Genomic DNA, 20,667 nt, shown 5'->3' on the forward strand with positions numbered 1-20,667 from the left:
TGCTCAGGCCGGCCGCGGAATCGCCGAGGTGAGGCTCTGACCGATCCACGACGGCACGTCCCGAGCCACCTCCGCGGGACCGTGGATCTCGACCCGATCGCTCGTGAGCGCGAGACGCCAGTCGATGTCGCCACGCCAGATCTCGGTGAGAGTACGCAAATCGGTCACCACGGTGGCGTCGAGTTCGTAGCCGGGGTCGAAGTCGCACACCTGCGCCTCACCGCCGGCGACGACCAGCCACCAGGTACTCGCCTTGCCGATGACGTCTCGAAAGACGAACTGCACCATGGTTCGTCGGCGCGGCCACCGGTCGATCGGGACGGTGCGGTGCATGTCCCACATGAGCAGATGGGGGTCGAGGTCGGCGTCGCCGAGTTCGCCGATCCAGCGGATACCCCACGCGCTCAACGCCTCCACGACCGTCGTGAGCTCCTCGCCCATCGCCGTCAGTGTGTACACCGAACGTCCGCCGACTGTGCCACCTTTCGGCCCGCTCGCTCCGCTCCCGGCGCCGACCTCCGAGCGGTTGATCACCCCCGCGCGCTCGAGACTTCGCAGCCGTTTGGTGAGCAGTGCCGGCGACATCTTCGGCACGCCGCGTCGTAGCTCGTTGAAATGTCTACTACCCAGGAGGAGTTCGCGAACGATGAGAATTGTCCACCGCTCGTCGAGCAACTCCATCGCCTTGGCCACCGGACAGAACTGTCCATACGATGTCATCGCAGCCTCCCCGCTGCTGGTTGAGCCGGCCCCGAGCGAAGCGAGGCGCCGTGTCGAAACCCTCCTCGACCCAGTACACACCCGTCGTCGACTGATGACCAGTACAGAAACTGAACTGCCACCGGTACAGATCTTGGTCTAGAGCCCGGGCCGGGCTTCGTCGGATGCTCGTTGTGTCCGGTCACGGACAACAGCCATCCGACGACTCGAGGGACTTCCATCATGACCACTTCGCAACGCGCCCCGTTCGACGCCGAGATCAAGGCTCGCCACCGCAAGCTCTGGGCCTCCGGCGACTATCCGGCCGTCGCCGACCTCATCGCACCGCTGGGTCGACGCCTCGTCGACGCAATGCACGTCACCGCCGGGGACAAGGTCCTCGACGTCGCCGCCGGCGCCGGGAATGTGGCCGTACCCGCGGCCGAGGCCGGCGGGCACGTCGTCGCCAGCGACCTCACACCCGAGCTCCTGTCCGTGGGCGAAGCCCGGCACCGCGACCTGCCGATCACCTGGCGTACCGCCGACGCCGAGGATCTCCCGTTCGACGACAACGAGTTCGACATCGCGACGTCGTGCGTCGGGGTCATGTTCGCGCCGAACCATCAGAAGTGTGCCGACGAGCTCGTTCGCATCGTACGACCCGGCGGACGGATCGGGCTGATCAACTGGACGCCAACAGGTTTCATCGGCGAACTGTTCGTGGTCATGAAGCCGTACGCCCCGCCACCGCCGCCCGGGGCGCAGCCGGGTCCGCTCTGGGGCGACGCCGACCACGTGCGGTCGCTGTTCGGTTCCGGTGTCACCAACCATGAGTTCGTCACCGAGACCGTGGAGATCAGCGAGTTCGACGACGGCGCGGCGTTCCGCGAGTTCTTCAAGGCCCACTATGGACCGACGATCGTGGCGTACCGCAACATCGGCGACGACCCCGCGCGGGTCGCCGAACTCGACGCCGCCATCGCCGCCCACGCCGACCGCTACCTCACCGACGGACGGATGGAGTGGGAGTACCTCCGAGCTGTGCTGACCGTCACCTGACCCGGCGCCCCTCTGCTGGTTGAGCCGGCACCGAGCGCAGCCGCCGGGCCGAGCAAGCGACGAAGGAGCGCGTCGAGGTCGAGGCGCCAAGTCGGAGCCACTCGCCGAGCCACCCCACCGCTGGTTGAGCCAGCGCCGCACCCACCGCTGGTTGAGCCGGCACCGAGCGCCAGCGAGGCGCCGAGTCGAAGCCACTCGCCGAGCCACCCCACCGCTGGTTGAGCCGGCACCGAGCGCAGCCGCCGGGCCGAGCAAGCGACGAAGGAGCGCGTCGAGGTCGAGGCGCCGAGTCGAAGCCACTGGGCCACAATCGGCTTGCGTGATCCGGATGGCGCCGAGCGCCCGGACTCAGAGCTCGGCGTACTCGACGACCAGCGGGGCGTGATCGGACAGCCGAGCGTCCGGCGATGCCTCCTTGTCGACGACCACGGTGCGCGCCCGCCGGGCCAGTGCGGGCGACGCGAGTTGGTGATCGATGCGCCATCCGACGTCCTTGACGAACGACTCGCCCGCCCAGCTCCACCAGGTGAGCGGTCCGGGGCGGTCGCCGTGTAGTGCGCGGACGACGTCGACGAGCCGGCGCGGCCCGGTGATCTCGCCGAACCACGCCCGTTCTTCGGGCAGGAAGCCCTCCATCTTGCGGGCCGCGCGCCAGTTGGTGACGTCGTGTTCGAGGTGCGCCACATTGAGGTCACCGAGGAGGAGGAACTCCCGGCCGGCGCGGCGTGCGGCGAGCCGGTTGCGCGCCAGCTCACGCGTGAACCCGGCCAGGAAGCGTTGCTTGCGCGCGTGTTTGGCGCCACCGTCGAGCGGCTCGCGCGACGAACCGGGACGCTGCAACTCGGCGGGAAGCCCACCCTTGGGCAGGTAGATGTTGGCAACGGTCAGCGGCCGATCGGCGAGGTCGACCTCGATGTAGCGGCCCTCGTGGGCGAAGGCGGGCAGTCCGCGGGCCTTGGGCGGATGGCTCACCCACGTGCGCACCGCGGCCGGTTCGTCTCGGGTGAGCACCGCGACGCCGTTCCGTCCCGCGATGGAGCCGACGTCGATCGCAGCGTGATAACCGTCGAAGTCGCCGACGTCGTCGATGCCGCACCGCAACTCCTGCAGTCCGACCACATCGGGCTGCCGTCCGGCGAGCCAGGCGTCGAAGCCACGACGACGCGCAGCCCGAATCCCGTTGACGTTGAACGATGCAACGGTGAAATCACCGGCACCCATGTGTCCTGCCTTCCACGGTCTCGGTCCCCGACGAGCCGGCCGGCGCCGCGGTCCCACGAAAAAGCCCCCACCCGGCTGAGGAGGTGAGGGCCCCTGGCGGAAGCGGAGGGATTTGAACCCCCGGTGGTTTTACCCACGCTCGCTTTCAAGGCGAGTGCATTCGGCCGCTCTGCCACGCTTCCCTGACGAGCAAGGTTACACAGCGACGCCGGAACGGACCTCGCCTGGCACTCCGGTGCGCTGTGACACCATCGAAGAGGTGAAAGCCATCGTCGTCGAATCCGAGAACCTGTCCCTCTCCGATGTGCCCGACCCGACCCCCGCTGCCGGTGAGGTCGTGATCGACGTGGTCGCGGCCGGCGTGAACCGCGCCGACATCTTGCAGCGTGCGGGCAACTATCCCCCGCCGCCCGGTGCGTCGGACACCCTCGGCCTGGAGGTCTCCGGGCAGATATCGGCTCTCGGCGATGGCGTCTCCGGCTGGTCCGAGGGCGACGAGGTGTGCGCACTACTCGCCGGCGGCGGTTATGCCGAGAAGGTCGCCGTGCCGGTCGAGCAGCTGCTCGCGGTACCGAAGGGCGTCGACCTGGTGTCCGCGGCGGCGCTGCCCGAGGTCGCCTGCACGGTGTCGTCGAACATCTTCGACACCGCTCACCTGACCACCGGCGAGCTCCTGCTGGTCCACGGCGGGTCCAGCGGTATCGGCACGCATGCCACCCAGATCGCCCATGCGATGGGCGCGCGGGTCGCGGTGACCGCTCGCACCCCGGACAAGCTCGAACGCTGCCGCGAGTTCGGAGCCGAGATCCTCATCGACTACTCGAGCCAGGACTTCGCCGAGGTCCTCAAGGACGCCGGCGGCGCCGACGTCATCCTCGACATCATCGGCGCGAAATACCTGAAGTCGAACCTGAAGGCGCTACGTACCGACGGGCGCCTCGTCATCATCGGCATGCAGGGCGGCACCACCACCGAGATCAACCTCGGGCATCTGCTGGCGAAGCGTTTGTCCGTGATGGGCACGACGCTGCGCGCCCGGCCCGTGCACGGACCCGGCGGCAAGGCCGAGGTCGTCGCGTCGACGCTGACCCGCACCTGGCCGCTCATCGAAGCCGGGGAGGTCGTTCCCGTCGTCGACCGCGTGTTCCCGCTCGCCGACGCCGCTGCCGCGCATGATCACCTCAACAGCGGAGACGTCGTCGGAAAGGTGCTGCTGAGCGTCGAGGGGTGATCGAGTGCGGAGGGTGTGGTTTCGACACGGCTCCTCGCTGCGCTCGTCGCCTGCTCAACCAGCAGGGGGGCGGGCGGTCCCCTGCGCTCGTCGCCTGCTCAACCAGCAGGGGGGGTCCCCTGCGCTCGTCGCCTGCTCAACCAGCAGTAGGAGGTTCCGCCGCGCGGATTTTGCGGAACGCGGCACCGAGCGCGGCGAACTCGTCCGGGCTCATCGCGTCGACCACGAACTGCCGGATCACCCGATCGCGGACGTTGACGTGGTCGGCGAGGGTGCGTCGTCCCTGATCGGTGAGACGCACGAGCCGATGCCGCCCGTCGACCTTGGACTCGAGGCGCTCGATGTCGCCGTCGTTGCTGAGGCGGGCGATCATGCGCGACACCGTGCTGACGCGCATGTGCACCGCATCGGCGACCTCGCTCACGCCCAACTGCCGGCTGGTGCAGACCGCTTCGAGGATGCGCAGGTCGGATACGGACAGGCTCCGTTTGGTGAACTCGTCGTTGACGCGGGCGAACAGCGCCCAGCCGCCGTCGACCAGGTTCTTCCAACTCTCCGCCTCGGCAGCGGTGAGCGACCGGGGTGGGCCCTTGTCTGGACCATCAATCGTTTTTGCCGACACAGCATGACAACATACATTGTCGTTAACTCAAACAACACCATAGTGAATACCGGCACGCTACCGGCGCGCTGTCAGGCGAGTGAACCGAGCGTGCGCACCAGGTGGTCGACCTCGTATGGCGTCGAGTATGGGGCCAGCCCGACCGTCACGGCCCCGCCGAAATCGGGTGCGCCCATGCGCGCGAGCGCGCGATTGGGGAGGTCGGCGAGTGCGCAGACACCGTTGTCGGCCAGGCGTCGGACCACCTTGTCCGCACCCACGGACTCGACGGTGAAACTCGCCAGCGGTATCCGGTTGTCCTCGGTGCCCACGAGGTTCACGTGGTTGAGCTGGGACAGTGTCGTCACCAGGTAGTAGGTGAGGCGCTGGAGATATTCGTAGACACCGTCCATCGAGGTGACGAGGCGGCGCCGCCGCTTGCCGATGCCGGCCTCGTCGAGTCCGGCCAGATGTTCCACCGATGCGACGAGCCCCGCGAGCATCGCGCCCTGGTGCGGTTCGGGTTCCAGCCGGGCGGGCCCGCGCGCGGCCGGATCCATGGCCATCAGCTTCAAGCGGTCGATCAGGTGGGGCTCGCGAAAGGCCATGGCCGCCATCCGCGGACCACCCCAGCGCTCGGCCGACACGACGAGCACGTCGGCACCCAGATCGTGGATGTCCAGGCTGAGGTACGGCGCAGCGTTGGTGGCGTCGACAACAAGCAGCGCACCTGCTTCACGGACCAGCGGCGCGATCTCGCTGATGTCGGTGATCGCCCCGGTCGTCGACGACGCGAGCGTCACCGCGACAACCTCCGTCTCCGGGGTGACGAGGTCGCCGAACTGCCAGGCCGGGAGGCCGCCGGTCTCGACGTCGACTTCGGCCCAGCGGACGCGGCCGCCGTACCGATCGGCGGCACGGAGCCAGGGCACGATGTTCGGTTCGTCGTCCTGGCGCGTGACGACGACATCGCCGCGCAACCACGCGTGCGGCGCGAGCGCATCGGCGAGACCGGACAACAGCGCGTAGCGCGACGGTCCGAGGACCACACCCGCGGCGTCGCCGCCGACGAGATCGGCGATCGCCCGGCGCGCACCGTCGACCACCTCGGCGCTCGCCCGAGCCGATGGATACACCCCTCCCGGGGCGGCGGAGAGCGAGCGGAAACTGGTGGTCACCGCGGTCGCGACCGAATCCGGGATCTGCATCCCGGCCTGCGGGTCGAGATGGATCCAGCCGTCGCCGAGCGATGGAATCAATCCACGCACATAGGCGACGTCGAAAGCCATGGGCACGAGGATAGACGTCGGCGATCTGCCGTTTCGCGGTGTCCGGGCACAATGGAGCCCATGGCTATCGAAGGCACTCCAGGACCCGGCCCGACCCCAGGACCGTTCGGCTCGGCCGGCGACTCCGACAACGTGATCATCGTCGGCGCGGGGACGGACGGGCAGACGGGCGACGAGTCGTCGGAATCGACCAGCGTCGCCGACATGGTCGAGCAGCCCGCCAAGGTCATGCGGATCGGCACGATGATCAAGCAGCTGCTCGAAGAGGTTCGCGCGGCTCCGCTCGACGACGCGTCGCGCAACCGCCTGCGTGAGATCCACCAGTCGTCGGTCCGTGAACTCGAAGAGGGGCTGGCGCCGGAGCTCCGTGAAGAGCTCGAGCGGCTCGCCCTCCCGTTCTCCGACGAGGGCACCCCGTCGGATGCCGAACTGCGTATCGCACAGGCCCAGCTCGTCGGTTGGCTCGAGGGCCTGTTCCACGGCATCCAGACCGCACTGTTCGCCCAGCAGATGGCCGCCCGCGCGCAGCTCGAGCAGATGCGACAGGGCGCACTCCCGCCCGGGATGCCCGCGCCCGGCGGTCCAGGTCACAGCACCGGGCAGTACCTCTGACAGCTGTGGGTCGGGTCGAGTGGCTTCGACACGGCTCCTCGACCTCGACGCGCTCCTTGGCCGCTTGCTCGCCCCGGCGGCTGCGCTCGTCGCCTGCTCAACCAGCGGGGAGCAGCAAATGGGCCGACGGGTACGCTGACTCCTCGTGTCAGCGGTAGTAGACGACGACGCGATTCCGGCGCGTCCCGAGGGGTCCGATTCGCGCAGCTTCGCGCGCGCGGTCAAGGACCTCGGCGACGGTTTCGCAAGCCGCGAGCTGTGGTTCCATCTCGGTTGGCAGGACATCAAGCAGCGTTACCGCCGTTCGGTGCTGGGACCGCTGTGGATCGTCATCGCAACCGGTGTGACCGCCATCGCGATGGGCCTGCTCTACGGCGAGTTGTTCGGCATGGACATCAAGGTGTTCCTGCCGTACGTCGCACTCGGTTTCATCTTCTGGAACTTCATCTCGAGCTCGATCCTCGAGGGTGCGGAAGTCTTCTCGAAGAACGAGGGCCTGATCAAGCAGCTCCCGGCCCCGGTGAGCGTGCACGTCTACCGGGTCGTGTGGCGAGCGCTGATCATCTTCGCCCACAACGTCGTCATCATCGTCATCCTGTTCCTGATCTTTCCGCCGCCGCTCAATTGGACGGTGACGCTGATCGTCCCCGCGCTGGTGCTCTACGTGCTGAACTCGATCTGGGTGACCATCGTCTTCGGTATCTTGTCGACGCGGTTCCGCGACATCGGCCAACTCCTGACCACCGTGGTGCAGCTGGTGTTCTTCATGACGCCGATCATCTGGACCACCCAGAGCCTGGGCAATTCGACGGGCGAGACGTCGTCGCGGCTGAAGCTCGTCGAGCTGAACCCGATGTTCCATTACCTGGAGATCGCACGTGGGCCGCTGCTGGGTGAGCCGGTGGAGTTCTATCACTGGGCCGTCGTCCTGGGCTGCACCGCCGTCGGCTGGGTGCTGGCGATGATGGTGATGCGCAACTACCGGGCCCGCGTGGCGTACTGGGTGTAGGGACGGAATCGAGATGGCCAAGAACATCAACCCCGTCGACGATCGGGTCCGGGTCGACACGTGGGATGCGTGCGTCGACTTCCCCATCTTCGACGCCAAGACGCGCTCGCTGAAAAAGTCGGTCATCGGCGCCGCCGGCGGCGTGATCGGTTCCACCGAGTCGAACGTGGTGGTCGTCGAGGCGCTCAAGGACATCAACCTGCATCTGAAGCACGGCGACCGGGTCGGCCTGGTCGGACACAACGGCGCAGGCAAGTCGACGCTGCTGCGCCTGCTCTCCGGCATCTACGAACCCACCCGCGGCGCGTGCCGGGTGCACGGCCGCGTCGCACCCGTCTTCGACCTCGGCGTCGGCATGGACCCGGAGATCTCCGGCTACGAGAACATCATCATCCGCGGCATGTTCCTGGGCATGACCCGCAAGGAGATGCTGAAGAAGATCGACGACATCGCGGAGTTCACCGAGCTCGGTGACTACCTGCAGATGCCGTTGCGCACCTACTCCACCGGTATGCGCGTGCGTATCGCGCTCGGCGTCGTGACCTCCATCGATCCCGAGATCCTCATCCTCGACGAGGGCATCGGTGCGGTCGACGCCGACTTCATGCGCAAGGCACGCGGTCGGCTCCAGGCGCTCGTCGAACGGTCGGGAATCCTGGTGTTCGCCAGCCATTCCAACGAGTTCCTGGCCCAGCTCTGCGACCGCGCCCTGTGGATCGACCACGGTCAGGTCAGGATGGAAGGCGGCATCGAAGAGGTCGTCGGCGCGTATGAGGGACCCGACGCCGCGGCGCATGTCCGGAAAGTGATCGCCGACCTCGAGAAGTCCGACGCGCAGGGGAAGCCGGAGTGACCGACGCCGGTGCCGGCCAGAAGGTGATCGCCGTGGTGGTCACCCACCGTCGCGTCGAGTTGCTGGCGGAGTCACTTGCCGTGGTGTCCGGACAGGATCGGCCCGTCGACCACTTGATCGTCGTCGACAACGCCGACGAACCCGAGGTGGCCGCACTGGTTGCCGCACAGCGGGTTCCGACGACGTACCTCGGTTCGCAGCGCAACCTCGGCGGCGCCGGCGGCTTCGCCCTCGGCATGCTGCACGCGCTCGCCCTCGGCGCCGACTGGGTCTGGTGCGCCGACGACGACGGGCGCCCCGACGGACCGACCGTGCTCTCGACGCTCCTGGACTGCGCCGAGCGGCATCAGCTCGACGAGGTGTCGCCCGTCGTCGCCAACCTCGACGACCCCGACACCCTCGCCTTCCCGCTGCGTCGTGGACTCGTCTGGCGGCGGAAGCGATCGGAGCTCTTTGCCGACAATGAGGCGCAGTCCGATGACCTGCTGCCCGGTATCGCGTCCCTGTTCAACGGTGCACTGTTCTCCGCGTACTGCCTTGAGCAAGTGGGTGTTCCGGACCTACGACTGTTCTTCCGCGGCGACGAGGTCGAGGTGCACCGTCGTCTGGTGCGATCCGGTGTGCGGTTCGGGACATGCCTGCGCGCGGGCTACCTGCACCCGGACGGGTCGGCAGAGTTCCGCCCGATTCTCGGCGGTCGCATGCACACCCAGTACCCGGACAACGAGACCAAGCGGTTCTTCACGTACCGCAACCGCGGTTATCTGATGAGCCAGCCCGGACTCCGGAAGCTGCTGCCCCAGGAGTACGCCCGATTCGGATGGTTCTTCCTTGTGCAGCAACGCGATCCGAAGGGGTTCGCCGAGTGGGTACGCCTCCGCGGCCTCGGACGCCGGGAACGGTTCACGCGGCCCTGAGGGCTTGATCCTTCACCGCTCCCTGAGGTGAGACGAGCCCGCCCACGCTCCCTGAGGTGCGAGCGAAGCGAGCCTCGAAGGGCCTCGCGAGGCACGTGACCGAGCCCTTCGAGGCTCGTCGCTTGCGCTCCTCGCACCTCAGGGAGCAATGGGTCCGGCCACCTCAGGAAGCAGTGGGTGCCGCTTCCTCAGCACGACGACGCGGGGTCATCCCCAACGCTGAAACAGCCCCCAGCGCAGAGATTCCCGCGAGAACCCACCACGCGGTCACGAACGACTGGTGCACGTCTGTGTACACGACCGACGTACCGATGATCGCGACCAGCAGGCTGACGCCGAGGGACATGCCGATCTGGCGACTCATGTTTACCACCGCGCTCCCCGTCGCCGCCTGATCAGCGGGTAGGTCGGCGGTCGCCGACGACAGGATCGACGGCAACGCGAATCCCACTCCCACGCCACCGATCAACCACCCCGGCAGGATCTCCGATGCGAAATCGGATGTGGCGTCGACCGACAGGGCGACGAGCACGATGCCGAGCCCGAACAATGCGCACCCGATTGCGACGAGCACACCGACCGGCACGCGTGCGCTGAGACGATGGGAGACGGCCGCGAAGATCGGGACCATCAGCGGTCCGGTCGACACCGCGAGCCCCGTCGCGATCGGCGAGAAGCCCCAGACCTGCTGCAGCCACAGAATATTCGCGAGCAGTGCGCCGGCAAACGGGATCGAGAACAGGAGCATCGTCACGTTGGCGACGGAGAACGCCCGGACCCGGAGCAGAGCCGGCGCGATGACCGGTTCGTCGTGGTGCATCGAACTGACGATGAACCCCACCAGAGCCACCACGGCGATCACCCATGCCCCGGTGATCCGGAAGTCCGACCAGCCCCACTCACTTCCCTGGACCAGGCCGAGCGTGAGCGCACCGACCGACACGACGAGCAGCGTCGCACCCAGTGCATCCGGAAAGCCGCTGACCGAGTCGTTCCGGGGACGGGCCAGCACAACAGCCCCGGCGACGAGGGCTGCCACACCCACCGGGATGTTCACCAGGAAGACCCAGCGCCACGACGCCTCGACGAGCAACCCGCCGACAGCCGGTCCGAACGCAGCGGCGAGTGCCCCGGTGGCGGCCCAGATGCGGACCGACCGGGCGCGGCGCTCTGGCGGGATCGTCGAGACCACCAACCCCAGACTCGCCGGGGTCAGGATCGCCGCGCCGAGCGCCTGCAGCGCCCGGAATGCCACCAGCCACCACACCCCCTGCGCTGCAGCACATGCGGCACTCGCGACGGTGAAGATCGCCAGACCGAGTAGGAATCCACCCTTGCGACCGTACCGGTCGACGATCCGCCCGGCCGGAACCAGCAGTGCGGCATACAGAATCGCATAGGCGTTGAGGATCCACGACATCTGCGACAGCGTCGCGTCGGCGAAGTCGGCACCGATGTCGTCGAAGGCCACGTTGACGATGAACACATCGAGGCTGGCCATGAACGCGGCCCCGGACAGGATGAGCAGGACGATGCCCGGACGCGCGTGAAGTGTGGCCGGGGTGGATGTTCCGACACGCGTGGCGGTCATCGGGTCGGCCATCCGAGAACGCGACGACTCTGGCGTGCGGAGGCCAGGAGTCGGCCGTTGCGGTCGCGCAGCGAGGTGTCGTCCACCGACCACCCGCCGGACGTCGACGTGTTACGAGTGTGGACGAGAACCGGCGCGGGGGTCGGATCGTCCGACGGGGCGGTCACGTGCATGGAGAAGGCGACCGTCGGAAGCGCCAGGGGCGCAGTCAGAGTCGGGAACACCGCGGGCGGCAGACAGTCTGCGAGCAGAGCTAGGTAGGCGGCATCGACGGCCATCGGGGTGCGAGTGGTGATCCAGGCGCGCATCCACGACTCGCTCGCGCCGGTGAGCGGCAGCGGACCGTCGACCGGCCGCAGGTCCAAATGCGCACCCATGGGCACGATGTCGGCTGGAATCATGAACGCGGCCAGTCCTTCCGGACCAGGCACGCCCGAGATCCGATCGACGACATCCGTGATCTCCGCATCGCCGACGCGTCCCGCGGTGACCGACGCCGTCGCGACCTCGACACCGGCCTGCGTGACCGTGACATCGACGATCCGGGTGTACCGACCGACCTCCCGAACCGACGGCGTCAGGAGCAACTCCCCGCCGTCCGGCTTGCCGACAAACCGCAGATCGAGAGCGCGCACCGATACGTCGGGCGCCGCATCGGCACCGACCCGGACGGCCAACGCCGCGATCGCACCGCCGTGCGGACCCGACCACCCCCACCAGGAGGGGTCGATGGTCGCCGACCAACGGCCATCGCCGGTCGGGGTCGCTCCGAAACTGTCCGACAATCCGTCGTCGACAGGGCTGTGCCTGCTGAGTTGCTTCACGCAACTCATGCAAGCAGGTTGAGTTGCGTCACGCAACCCACTAGTCTGGATTTCATGCGCCGCGCCTCGTTCGCCGAGATGAACTGCTCGATCGCCCAGACATTGGAGGTCGTCGGTGAATGGTGGACGCTGCTCATCGTTCGGGACGCGATGTTCGGCGTGACGCGCTTCGACGAGTTCTCGTCTCGCCTCGGCATCGCCCGGAACGTCCTGACACAGCGACTGGACACCCTCGTGGAGCACGGCGTCCTGACCAAGGAGCCGTATCAAGACAACCCGGTGCGCTACGACTACCGCCTCACCGAGAAGGGGCGCGACCTCTGGACCGTCCTGGCCGCGCTGCGTCAGTGGGGCGACAAGTGGACCGCGGAAGACGGTGCGCCGGTGGTGTCCACCCATTCGTGCGGGCAGACCATGACCGTGGAACCGACGTGCTCGGCGTGCGGCGAGCACATCGCCGTCGGCGACCTTCGCGTGCACGCCGGCCCCGGCGCGACGGCAGCCAATCCGCTGAAGGCTCTGCGCTAGAGCAAAGCTTCCACCACCCGGGCCGCGGCCAGCGGCCCGTCCTCGGAGGACAGCTTGGCCGAGAGCTCGGTCGCAGCGTGGCGGTATCGGCCATCGTCGACCGCCTCGGTGATCGCTTCGCTGAGCCGCCCGGCGATCAGTGTGCTGCGCGGAACCGAGCGGGGGGAACACCCCAGTTGCTGCAGACGGTGAGCCCAGAACGGCTGATCCATGATGCCGGGCAAGGCGATAGAGGGGGTTGCCGATCGCAATGTCGAGGCAGTGGTCCCCGCTCCACAGTGGTGTACCACCCCGGCAGTCCGCGGAAAGAGCCACGCATGGGACACATCATCGATGGTGTGCAGTGTTGTGGTGTCGTTGCCACCATCCAGTCGAGCCCACCCGCGCTGTACGACACCTCTTCGACCGGTGTGGCGCAGCGCGTCCGCGATGATCGTACTGATTTCTTCGCCGTTGCTGATGGCTGTACTGCCGAGGCCGACGAATACCGGTGGAGGACCGTCGTCGAGGAAGTCGAGTAGCTCGGCGGAAGGCTTCGCGACGGAACTGTCCACAGGCCACCAGTATCCGGTCGTGTGCACATGAGCCGGCCAATCACGCGGAGTCGGCACAACGTGACTGCTGAACCCACACAGCTGGGTCCAGCGTCGTTGCAGGCGCCGACGAGCGCCGACTGACTGAGCGGGCAGACCCAGGGTCCGACGGAGGTCATCGATCAGGGGCGCGAAGAACTTCTCACCGGCGGCGGCCAGATTCCACGCCGCACGGTTTCCCCAGCGACCGTATGAACGTGTGCCGAGTGGCGGTGGCGCAAAGTTCCCGGTGGGATACGACGGTTGTAGGACCACCGCGGCACTCGGCCGCCCGCTTGCCTCGGCAACGTGCCAACCGAGCATCGTGCCGACCGGACCGCCGCAGAGAATCAGGTCGGCGTCCTCAGCGGCAACGGCCATCGCCTCGCCGACGCCGCGGAGATCCTCGCGCATACCCTCGAGCGCCTCCTTGGAGGGTTTGAGTCGGCGCCCGTCGACCATGGCCTGTCCGTACGTCGACGCACGAGTATCGGCCTCGGTGTCCCGCGGGAGATGTCGGTACTCGAACCCGGACCCGGTGATCATCGATTCGTAGGGACGCTGCGCGGCGATCGCCACTGTCGCGCCCAGGTGGTCCGCGAGTCCCGCCGCCAGACCGGTCATGGGCCCGACGTCCCCCCGCGTGCCGAAAGCCAGGATGGTGATTCGTGTGCTCATGGTCATCTTCCGATCGCCGAGATGATGATCGAGGCCAGTGCCGACGTGTGACCGAGGACGTCGTAGTCACTGTCACGCGCCAGTTCGCGGACCACGCCGTCAAGAGAAGAGCGGACGATGCTCTTCACCACCGCCGGTGCTGCGGTGGCATCGAATTCGCCGTCTCGGATTCCGTCGCCGAGGATGGACAACGGATCGAGCAGCGCGAGCTCCGGAGGGACGCCGGCATCGTCAACGGATGCTTGCACGGCCTGATCGAACCGGAGACCCCGTTTGTCCCGGTAGCTCACCGAGATCTCGTACAGCGCGACGGCCTCTTGCCGGTGGACATCCAGGAACTCGCCGTTCGACTCGATGTAGGCGCGCAAACGGTCGGTCGCGCTCGTCTGCGCGACGATACGGGGAATCATTGTCGTGGCCGACGCCTCGAAGACTGTTTCGACGATCGCCGAAACCAGTTCGTCCTTGTCACGAAAGTGATACAGGACAGCACTTTTCGCAATTCCGGCGCGTTCTGCGATCTTTGCCAGCGACGCCGTCGGATACCCCACCTCGGCGATCAACTCGATGGCACACGCCACGATCTGACGTCGCCTTGCCTCGTCGGCAAACGTCCGACCCGTAGCTGATCCTGACCGCATGGACGAATATTAGACCGATCGGTCAGTTGGAGCAAGAGTGCCGTCCGGGCGGCGCCCACCTGCCATAATGACGAACTTCATGCCACGTAACTAGAACGTGTTCTACTGTGAGGGCAGTTCCACTTGCCGTCCCGAGGAGCATGATGCGGTTCACCTTCGCCGAGGCCATGACCGATCCGTCGTATTACGCGCCGCTCGCGCAGGCCGCGGAGTCGGCCGGGTACGCCGGTTTCACCATTCCCGACTCACTCGCCTATCCCGAGGAGTCGGACGCGAAGTATCCGTACACCCCCGACGGCAACCGCGAGTTCCTCGACGGCAAGGCGTTCATCGAGACGTTCATCCAGGCCGCTGCTCTCGGTGCGGTCACCTCGACCATCCGTTTCACGCCCTTCGTGGTGAAACTGCCGGTCCGGCCGCCGGCGCTCGTCGCCAAGCAGGCGAGCTCGGTGGCCTATCTGACGAACAACCGGTTCGCGATGGGTGTGGGCACCAGCCCGTGGCCCGAGGACTACGACTTCATGGGCGTGGACTTCAAGCGTCGCGGTAAACGGATGGACGAGTGCATGGACATCATCCGCGGTCTCACCACCGGCGAGTACTTCGAGTTCCACGGCGAGTTCTACGACATCCCGAAGATCAAGATGACCCCCGCGCCCACCGAGCCCATCCCGCTGCTCGTCGGCGGACATGCCGACGCCGCACTGCGTCGTGCGGTCATCCGAGGCGACGGCTGGATGCACGGTGGCGGGCCGCCCGAGGAACTCGACACGCTCCTCGACCGGATCGCCGAGATCCGCAAGGCCGAGGGCAAGACCAACGACCCGTTCGAGATCCACGTCATCTCGATGGACGCCTATACGGTCGATGGTTGTAAGCGACTGGAAGACAAGGGGATCACCGACGTGATCGTCGGCTTCCGGCTCCCCTACGTCATGGGCGAGGACACCGAGCCGCTGCAGACCAAGATCGATCACCTGAACTGGTACGCCGACAACGTGATCGCCAAGGTCAACGGCTGAAATTGGAGCCCGCCCACCGGACTCGACGCACCGCATGAACCCGACGCGCCACCGCCACCGTTGTTGCACCACCCCCGACCCTGGGGCAGACTGCACGAACGGACAAGTGCGCACACCCCGGTGAGTGAACACCTCGGGCGGGAGGACAGCGATGACCGATTCGGCCGCGGGGTCGATGCCGTCGTCGCTGAGCAGGCGCGGATTCTTCCGGGTCGCCGGTGTCGCGGGCACGACGATCCTCGGCGCGTCACTCCTGGCCGCATGCGGTGGTGGATCATCGGACACCGCCAACACGATCAAGGCAGCCATCGCGGGTGAGCCCGATCAGCTCGATCCGCAGAAATCGAGTTCCTACTTCACGTTCGAAGTTCTCGAGAACGTCTTCGACACCCTCGTCGAGCCCGACGAGAAGCTGCAGATGCGGCCTGCCCTGGCCGAGAGCTGGGTGGTCGACGCCGACGGGTTGAACTGGGACTTCACCCTGCGCGACGGGGTCACGTTCCACAACGGCGACCCACTCACCGCGGCCGACGTCGAATACTCCTTCCGTCGGATCATCGACGAAGAGCTCTCCAACGCATACAAACTCGATGCCATCGCCTCGATCACCGCGCTCGACGAACGCCGGGTCAGGTTCACCGTCACCGCTCCCACGCCCAATCTCCTCACCAGCATCGGCGGGTTCAAGGGCCTGGCCATCGTGAACCGCCGCAACGTCGAATCCGGCGAGATCGCCACCACACCCGTGGGAACAGGCCCGTTCCGCTTCGTCTCCCGCTCCCCCGGCGCCTCGATCGTCCTCGCGGCCAACCCCGACTACTGGGGTGGCGCACCCGCCGTCGACGGCGTCCACTTCAGCTTCATCTCGCAGGGCACCACCGCGGTATCGGCACTGCGGTCCGGTGAGATCGACTGGACCGACGCCATTCCCGCTCAGCAGCTGAGCATCCTGCGCCGCGACGACACACTCGACGTGGGCACCGTGGTCGCCAACGACTACTGGTACGTCACGATGAACTTCGACGCCGAACCGTTCGGGGACACCCGGGTCCGGCAAGCCGTGGCCTACGCGCTCGATCGCGAGTCCATCGCTCAGGTCGTGGGATACGGGACCGCGACACCGAATCAGCTCGCCATCCCGTCGACCAGTCCCTGGTTCGCCCCATATGACCGCTACACCGCGGGCCTCGATCGCGACGCCGCAGTGGCGAAATCGAAAGAACTGTTGCGCCAGGCCGGTATCCGCGGCCTCGACATGCGGCTCATGGTCACCACCGAGTATCCCGAGACGGTGACCGCGGCACAGGTGATCGCCTCGAACCTGGAGGACGTGGGCATCACGGTCAAGATCGAACAGCTCGACTTCGGGGCGTGGCTCGACCGTCAGGCGGCAGGCGACTTCGACGCTCTGCTACTCGGTTGGCTGGGCAACATCGACCCGGACGATTTCTACTACGCCCAACACCATTCCGAGGGCACCTCGAACTCACAGAAGTACTCGAACCCCGAGGTCGACGCGCTGTTGGACCGTGGCCGCACCGAACTCGACGTCGCGACGCGCAAACAGACATATGCCGACGCCGCGAGCATCATCGCCGACGACGTCAGCTATCTCTACCTCTACAACCCGTCGTCGACACAGGCCTTCGTGACACAGCTGCAGGGATACGTCGTCCGCCCCGACAAGGCCATCCGGTTCCGCGATGCCCGGTTGGAGAGGAGCTGAGTGACAGCACTGCATTCACCGCTGCTGCGTTTCATCCTCGTGCGGCTTCTCTACACGGTCGCAGTGCTTCTCGGCGTGATCGTCGCGGTCTTCTTCCTGATGCAGATCGTCCCGGGCGATCCGGTGCGCATCGCCCTGGGCACCCGCTACACGCCGGAATCGTATGAGGCGCTGCGCAGCGCGTCGGGTCTCGACCAGCCACTGGCCACGCAGCTGGTCAACTACGTCGGAAACGCCTTCACCGGCGATCTCGGAGTCAGCTTCCGCAACAGCGAACCGGTGACGACGATGCTGTTCGAAAGGCTCCCCGCCACCATCACACTGGCGACCGCGGCGATCGTCGTCGCGCTGCTCATCGCCGTCCCGCTGGGATTCTGGGCCGCACTGCGCGAAGGGCGTATGGCCGACAACGTCATTCGCGTCGTGAGTCAGTTCGGGATCTCCGTGCCCGACTTCTGGATGGGCATCCTGCTGATCGGGCTGTTCTCCACCGCGCTCGGTTGGCTGCCCTCCGCCGGGTATCAACCCTTCGCCGACGACCCGCTCGGATGGCTCGAACACCTTGTGCTCCCGGCGATCACGGTCGGGGTGGTCACGGGGGCGATCATGACCCGGTACGTCCGTTCGTCCGTGCTCGACGTGGTCAACGCGCAGTTCGTCACCACCGCGGAGTCCAAGGGTCTGAGCACCAGAAAGGTCATGCTCGACCACGTCGGCCGCAACGCGCTCGTACCCGTCCTGACGATCTCCGGTATCCAATTCGCCGGCCTCTTGGGCGGTGTCATCGTCGTCGAGGTCGTGTTCGCCTGGCCCGGGCTGGGCCTGCTGGTCTACGACTCCGTCGCCGCCCGTGACTACCCGGTCCTGCAGGGCGCGATCCTGCTCATCGCGGTGATCTTCCTGGTCGTCAACCTCGTCGTCGACATCCTCTACGCCGTCATCGATCCCAGGATCCGACTGTCATGACCCTCACCTCACCCGATCCTCCCGAGCCGGGCACCGCCGACGAGTCGGCCACCAGGGCATCGGGCTCCGGCGCGCCGACCGACTCGGCCTGGCGCCTGCTGTTGCGCAATCGCACATCGGTGATCGGGCTCGTCATCATCGCGGTCGTGCTGGTCTGTGCAGTATTCGGTCCACTCATCGCTCCTTACGGCGCCAACGAGATCGACGTCCCGAACGCGCTGCAGGCGCCGAGCTGGTCGCACCTGTTCGGCACCGACGACCTGGGTCGCGACGTCTTCTCGCGGGTCGTGCTCGCCGCGTCGGTGAGCATGCGGGTGGCGGTCATCGCGGTGGCCATCTCCCTCACCGTCGGCGTGATCCTCGGCATGGTCGCGGGTTTCGCGGGTGGTGTCCTCGACACGGCGCTCATGCGCATCGTCGACGTCGTGTTCTCGTTCCCGGTCCTGCTGCTGGCGCTGGCCATCGTCGCCGTCCTGGGGCCAGGCGTCACCTCGGCGATGATCGCGATCGGCGTCGTGTACATACCGATCTTCGCCCGCGTCGCCCGGGCGGACACGTTGCGGGTGAGGCAGACCCAGTACGTCCAGGCGGCACGCACGATGGGTGTGCGAACGCCGGCGATCCTGGCACGCCATGTGCTGCCGAACATCTCCGGACCGGTCATCGTCCAGACCTCGATCTCGCTGGCGTTCGCGATCCTGTCGGAGGCGGCACTGTCGTTCCTCGGCCTCGGTGTTCAACCGCCCGACCCGTCGTGGGGCCGGATGCTCTTCGACGCACAGGGATTCATCACCACCGCGTGGTGGATGGGCGTCTTTCCCGGTCTGGCCATCCTGGTGACGGTCTTCGCGTTCAACCTCGTGGGCGATGGGGTCCGCGACGTACTCGACCCGCGTCAGCGCACGCTGTTGCGCAACCGGGGGCACGAGCGCAGGTCGCCGACGGTGACAAGACCCACGACCGGGAAGCGCCGCGAACCCGACGGTTCGGTGCTGCGCGTCGAGGATCTCGTCGTCGGTGTCGGCCCGCGCGAGATCGTGCACGGCATCAGCTTCTCCGTCGCGCCGGGTGAGACGCTCGGCATCGTCGGGGAGAGCGGATCGGGCAAGTCGCTGAGCGTCCTGTCGGCGACCGGACTGTTCGACGCGCCGAGCGCCTATGTCCACGGCTCGGCGGTTCTCGGTGACACCGAGATCGTCGGCGCCACACCGTCGAAACTTCGAGCACTGCACGGTTCGCGCGTCGGATTCGTCTTCCAGGACCCGTCGTCGAGTCTCAATCCCCTGCTCACCGTCGAGCAGCAGCTCACCGAGGGCCCGCGCCGCCATCTCGGCCTCACGCGTGCCGAGGCGCGGGAGCGCGCGCTGAAGCTGCTGCGCGACGTGAACCTCCCCGATCCCGAGAACCGCCTGCGTTCCTATCCCCACCAGTTGTCCGGCGGCCAGCGGCAGCGCGTGATGATCGCCATCGCGCTCGCCTGTGACCCCGAGCTGCTCATGGCCGACGAGGCCACCACCGCACTCGACGTCACCACGCAGGCGCAGATCGTCGACCTCGTCGCCGAACTCCAGCGCGAACGCGGAATGGCGGTCCTGTGGATCAGCCACGACCTCGGCGTCATCGGTCGGATCGCCGACCGCGTGATGGTCATGCGCGAGGGGCGGATCGTCGAGAGCAGCGACGTCGCAACGCTGTTCGACGATCCGCAGGACGATTACACTCGCACGCTGCTCGATTCGCGTCCGCTGCTGAGCAAGGTCGTGGAGCGCGGCGACGCCCCGGCCCTCGAGAAGCGGATCGATGCCGACCCCCTGTTACGTGTCACGGGGCTGGGCGTCGACTACGTGGTCCGCGGTCCGTCGGGACGGCAGGTGGTGCACGCCGTCGACGGTGTCGATCTCGACGTCGCCCGCGGTCGCACCCTGGGCATCGTCGGTGAGTCGGGTTCGGGCAAATCGACCATCGCGGGTGTCATCACCGGACTCATCACCTCCGGTCAGGGGACGACGGTCCGGGGCAGCGTCGCGGTCACCGTCGACGGCCGACAGGTGGAGGCCGTCGGAGTCGGTGGCTCCGACGAGGCCCTGCTCCGGCGTCGGGTCGCGATGGTCTTCCAAGACCCGGCTGCATCACTCGACCCCCGCATGACCGTGGCCGCGTCGATCGCCGAACCGTTGCGGACGCACGGCCTGGCCGACAGCCGCAACGGGATGCGGCAACGCGCCGAGCAGCTGCTCGCCGACGTCAGCCTGGACGCGTCGTTCCTCGACCGCTATCCGCACGAGATGTCCGGCGGACAGCGGCAGCGGGTGAGCATCGCGCGTGCGCTGGCCTCGGACCCCGAGATCCTGATCCTCGACGAGTCGACCGCGTCGCTCGATGTCTCCGTGCAGGCCAGCGTGCTGGACCTGCTCGCCGAGCTGCAGCGCGAGAAGAACCTCACCTACCTGTTCATCGCGCACGACCTGGCCGTCGTCGAGCAGATCAGCGACACCGTCGCGGTGATGCAGGAGGGGAAGGTCGTCGAGAGCGGACCGGCGTCGGAGATCCTGCACGACCCGGCGACCGACTACACCCGCAAGCTGCTCGCGGCGATCCCGCCCGAAGTGCCGCAGCGGGCGTGACGAC

19 protein-coding genes and 1 tRNA gene are annotated in these 20,667 nt (G+C 67.2%); 11 read left to right on the forward strand and 9 right to left on the reverse strand.

Annotated features, from left to right (window positions below; translation table 11 throughout):
* Positions 1-3 precede the first annotated feature (3 nt).
* Positions 4-720 carry a winged helix-turn-helix transcriptional regulator gene (locus AB4Z55_RS00670; RefSeq protein WP_369518918.1) on the reverse strand — a complete coding sequence of 239 codons (717 nt, stop codon included), beginning with the start codon at positions 718-720 and terminating at the stop codon, positions 4-6.
* A gap of 222 nt (positions 721-942) precedes the next feature.
* Here AB4Z55_RS00670 and AB4Z55_RS00675 point away from each other — a divergent pair, with 222 nt between their 5' ends.
* On the forward strand, positions 943-1,758 hold the full coding sequence (locus AB4Z55_RS00675) for a class I SAM-dependent methyltransferase (RefSeq protein WP_369518919.1): 816 nt from the start codon (positions 943-945) through the stop codon (positions 1,756-1,758).
* Between the two features lie 348 nt (positions 1,759-2,106).
* On the opposite strand, the gene AB4Z55_RS00680 is transcribed toward AB4Z55_RS00675, so the two are convergent.
* Positions 2,107-2,979, reverse strand: coding sequence for an exodeoxyribonuclease III (locus tag AB4Z55_RS00680; RefSeq protein ID WP_369518920.1), 873 nt, complete (start codon positions 2,977-2,979; stop codon positions 2,107-2,109).
* Between the two features lie 94 nt (positions 2,980-3,073).
* A tRNA-Ser gene (locus AB4Z55_RS00685) sits at positions 3,074-3,161 on the reverse strand.
* A gap of 77 nt (positions 3,162-3,238) precedes the next feature.
* Between AB4Z55_RS00685 and AB4Z55_RS00690 the strand changes: the two genes are divergently transcribed.
* A complete protein-coding gene (locus AB4Z55_RS00690) occupies positions 3,239-4,210 on the forward strand; it encodes an NAD(P)H-quinone oxidoreductase (protein WP_369518921.1) in 972 nt (323 codons plus the stop codon).
* A gap of 136 nt (positions 4,211-4,346) precedes the next feature.
* Here the strand turns inward: AB4Z55_RS00690 and AB4Z55_RS00695 are convergent, their stop codons facing one another.
* Both AB4Z55_RS00695 and AB4Z55_RS00700 read right to left on the reverse strand, forming a co-directional pair.
* Entirely contained in the window at positions 4,347-4,832 is a 486-nt protein-coding gene (locus tag AB4Z55_RS00695) for a MarR family winged helix-turn-helix transcriptional regulator (RefSeq protein WP_369518922.1), read from the reverse strand.
* A 71-nt stretch (positions 4,833-4,903) separates the two neighbouring features.
* Entirely contained in the window at positions 4,904-6,100 is a 1,197-nt protein-coding gene (locus tag AB4Z55_RS00700; RefSeq protein ID WP_101820655.1) for a cysteine desulfurase-like protein, read from the reverse strand.
* A gap of 60 nt (positions 6,101-6,160) precedes the next feature.
* Here AB4Z55_RS00700 and AB4Z55_RS00705 point away from each other — a divergent pair, with 60 nt between their 5' ends.
* The 4 genes from AB4Z55_RS00705 to AB4Z55_RS00720 all read left to right on the forward strand — a co-directional run bounded on the left by AB4Z55_RS00705 (position 6,161) and on the right by AB4Z55_RS00720 (position 9,491).
* Positions 6,161-6,712, forward strand: a complete 552-nt coding sequence (locus AB4Z55_RS00705; protein ID WP_101820726.1) for a bacterial proteasome activator family protein — start codon at positions 6,161-6,163, stop codon at positions 6,710-6,712.
* 145 nt (positions 6,713-6,857) lie between these two features.
* Positions 6,858-7,721 (forward strand): ABC transporter permease, encoded by an 864-nt coding sequence (locus tag AB4Z55_RS00710; RefSeq protein WP_369518923.1) that lies wholly within the window; start codon positions 6,858-6,860, stop codon positions 7,719-7,721.
* 13 nt (positions 7,722-7,734) lie between these two features.
* A complete protein-coding gene (locus AB4Z55_RS00715; protein WP_004021813.1) occupies positions 7,735-8,574 on the forward strand; it encodes an ABC transporter ATP-binding protein in 840 nt (279 codons plus the stop codon).
* On the forward strand, positions 8,571-9,491 hold the full coding sequence (locus AB4Z55_RS00720; RefSeq protein WP_369518924.1) for a glycosyltransferase: 921 nt from the start codon (positions 8,571-8,573) through the stop codon (positions 9,489-9,491). The genes AB4Z55_RS00715 and AB4Z55_RS00720 overlap by 4 nt, the downstream gene beginning before the upstream one ends.
* A 163-nt stretch (positions 9,492-9,654) precedes the next feature.
* On the opposite strand, the gene AB4Z55_RS00725 is transcribed toward AB4Z55_RS00720, so the two are convergent.
* A complete protein-coding gene (locus AB4Z55_RS00725; protein ID WP_369518925.1) occupies positions 9,655-11,082 on the reverse strand; it encodes an MFS transporter in 1,428 nt (475 codons plus the stop codon).
* Positions 11,079-11,906 carry a thioesterase family protein gene (locus AB4Z55_RS00730; protein WP_354561676.1) on the reverse strand — a complete coding sequence of 276 codons (828 nt, stop codon included), beginning with the start codon at positions 11,904-11,906 and terminating at the stop codon, positions 11,079-11,081. Before AB4Z55_RS00730 ends, AB4Z55_RS00725 begins: the two co-directional genes overlap by 4 nt.
* Before the next feature lie 54 nt (positions 11,907-11,960).
* Here AB4Z55_RS00730 and AB4Z55_RS00735 point away from each other — a divergent pair, with 54 nt between their 5' ends.
* The gene (locus AB4Z55_RS00735; RefSeq protein WP_354561543.1) at positions 11,961-12,434 is read left to right on the forward strand and encodes a helix-turn-helix domain-containing protein; all 474 of its coding nucleotides are present in this window, start codon (positions 11,961-11,963) and stop codon (positions 12,432-12,434) included.
* Here AB4Z55_RS00735 and AB4Z55_RS00740 read toward each other — a convergent pair.
* Complete coding sequence (locus AB4Z55_RS00740; protein WP_354561545.1) at positions 12,431-13,684, reverse strand: glycosyltransferase; 1,254 nt, start codon at positions 13,682-13,684, stop codon at positions 12,431-12,433. The genes AB4Z55_RS00735 and AB4Z55_RS00740 overlap by 4 nt on opposite strands.
* 2 nt (positions 13,685-13,686) lie before the next feature.
* On the reverse strand, positions 13,687-14,325 hold the full coding sequence (locus AB4Z55_RS00745) for a helix-turn-helix domain-containing protein (protein WP_354561546.1): 639 nt from the start codon (positions 14,323-14,325) through the stop codon (positions 13,687-13,689).
* A gap of 143 nt (positions 14,326-14,468) precedes the next feature.
* Here AB4Z55_RS00745 and AB4Z55_RS00750 point away from each other — a divergent pair, with 143 nt between their 5' ends.
* The 4 genes from AB4Z55_RS00750 (at position 14,469) to AB4Z55_RS00765 (ending at position 20,663) form a co-directional block, all read left to right on the forward strand.
* A complete protein-coding gene (locus tag AB4Z55_RS00750) occupies positions 14,469-15,347 on the forward strand; it encodes a TIGR03619 family F420-dependent LLM class oxidoreductase (RefSeq protein ID WP_101820724.1) in 879 nt (292 codons plus the stop codon).
* A 151-nt stretch (positions 15,348-15,498) separates the two neighbouring features.
* Positions 15,499-17,073, forward strand: a complete 1,575-nt coding sequence (locus AB4Z55_RS00755; RefSeq protein ID WP_369518926.1) for an ABC transporter substrate-binding protein — start codon at positions 15,499-15,501, stop codon at positions 17,071-17,073.
* Positions 17,074-18,039: an ABC transporter permease gene (locus tag AB4Z55_RS00760; protein ID WP_064571941.1), complete on the forward strand. Its 966-nt coding sequence runs from the start codon at positions 17,074-17,076 to the stop codon at positions 18,037-18,039. It begins immediately after the preceding gene.
* Positions 18,036-20,663 (forward strand): dipeptide ABC transporter ATP-binding protein, encoded by a 2,628-nt coding sequence (locus tag AB4Z55_RS00765; protein WP_354561550.1) that lies wholly within the window; start codon positions 18,036-18,038, stop codon positions 20,661-20,663. The genes AB4Z55_RS00760 and AB4Z55_RS00765 overlap by 4 nt, the downstream gene beginning before the upstream one ends.
* Positions 20,664-20,667: the final 4 nt, after the last annotated feature.

Origin of the sequence: Gordonia sp. ABKF26 (genome assembly GCF_041103195.1) — a bacterium.
GTDB classification, from domain to species: Bacteria; Actinomycetota; Actinomycetes; order Mycobacteriales; family Mycobacteriaceae; genus Gordonia; species Gordonia terrae.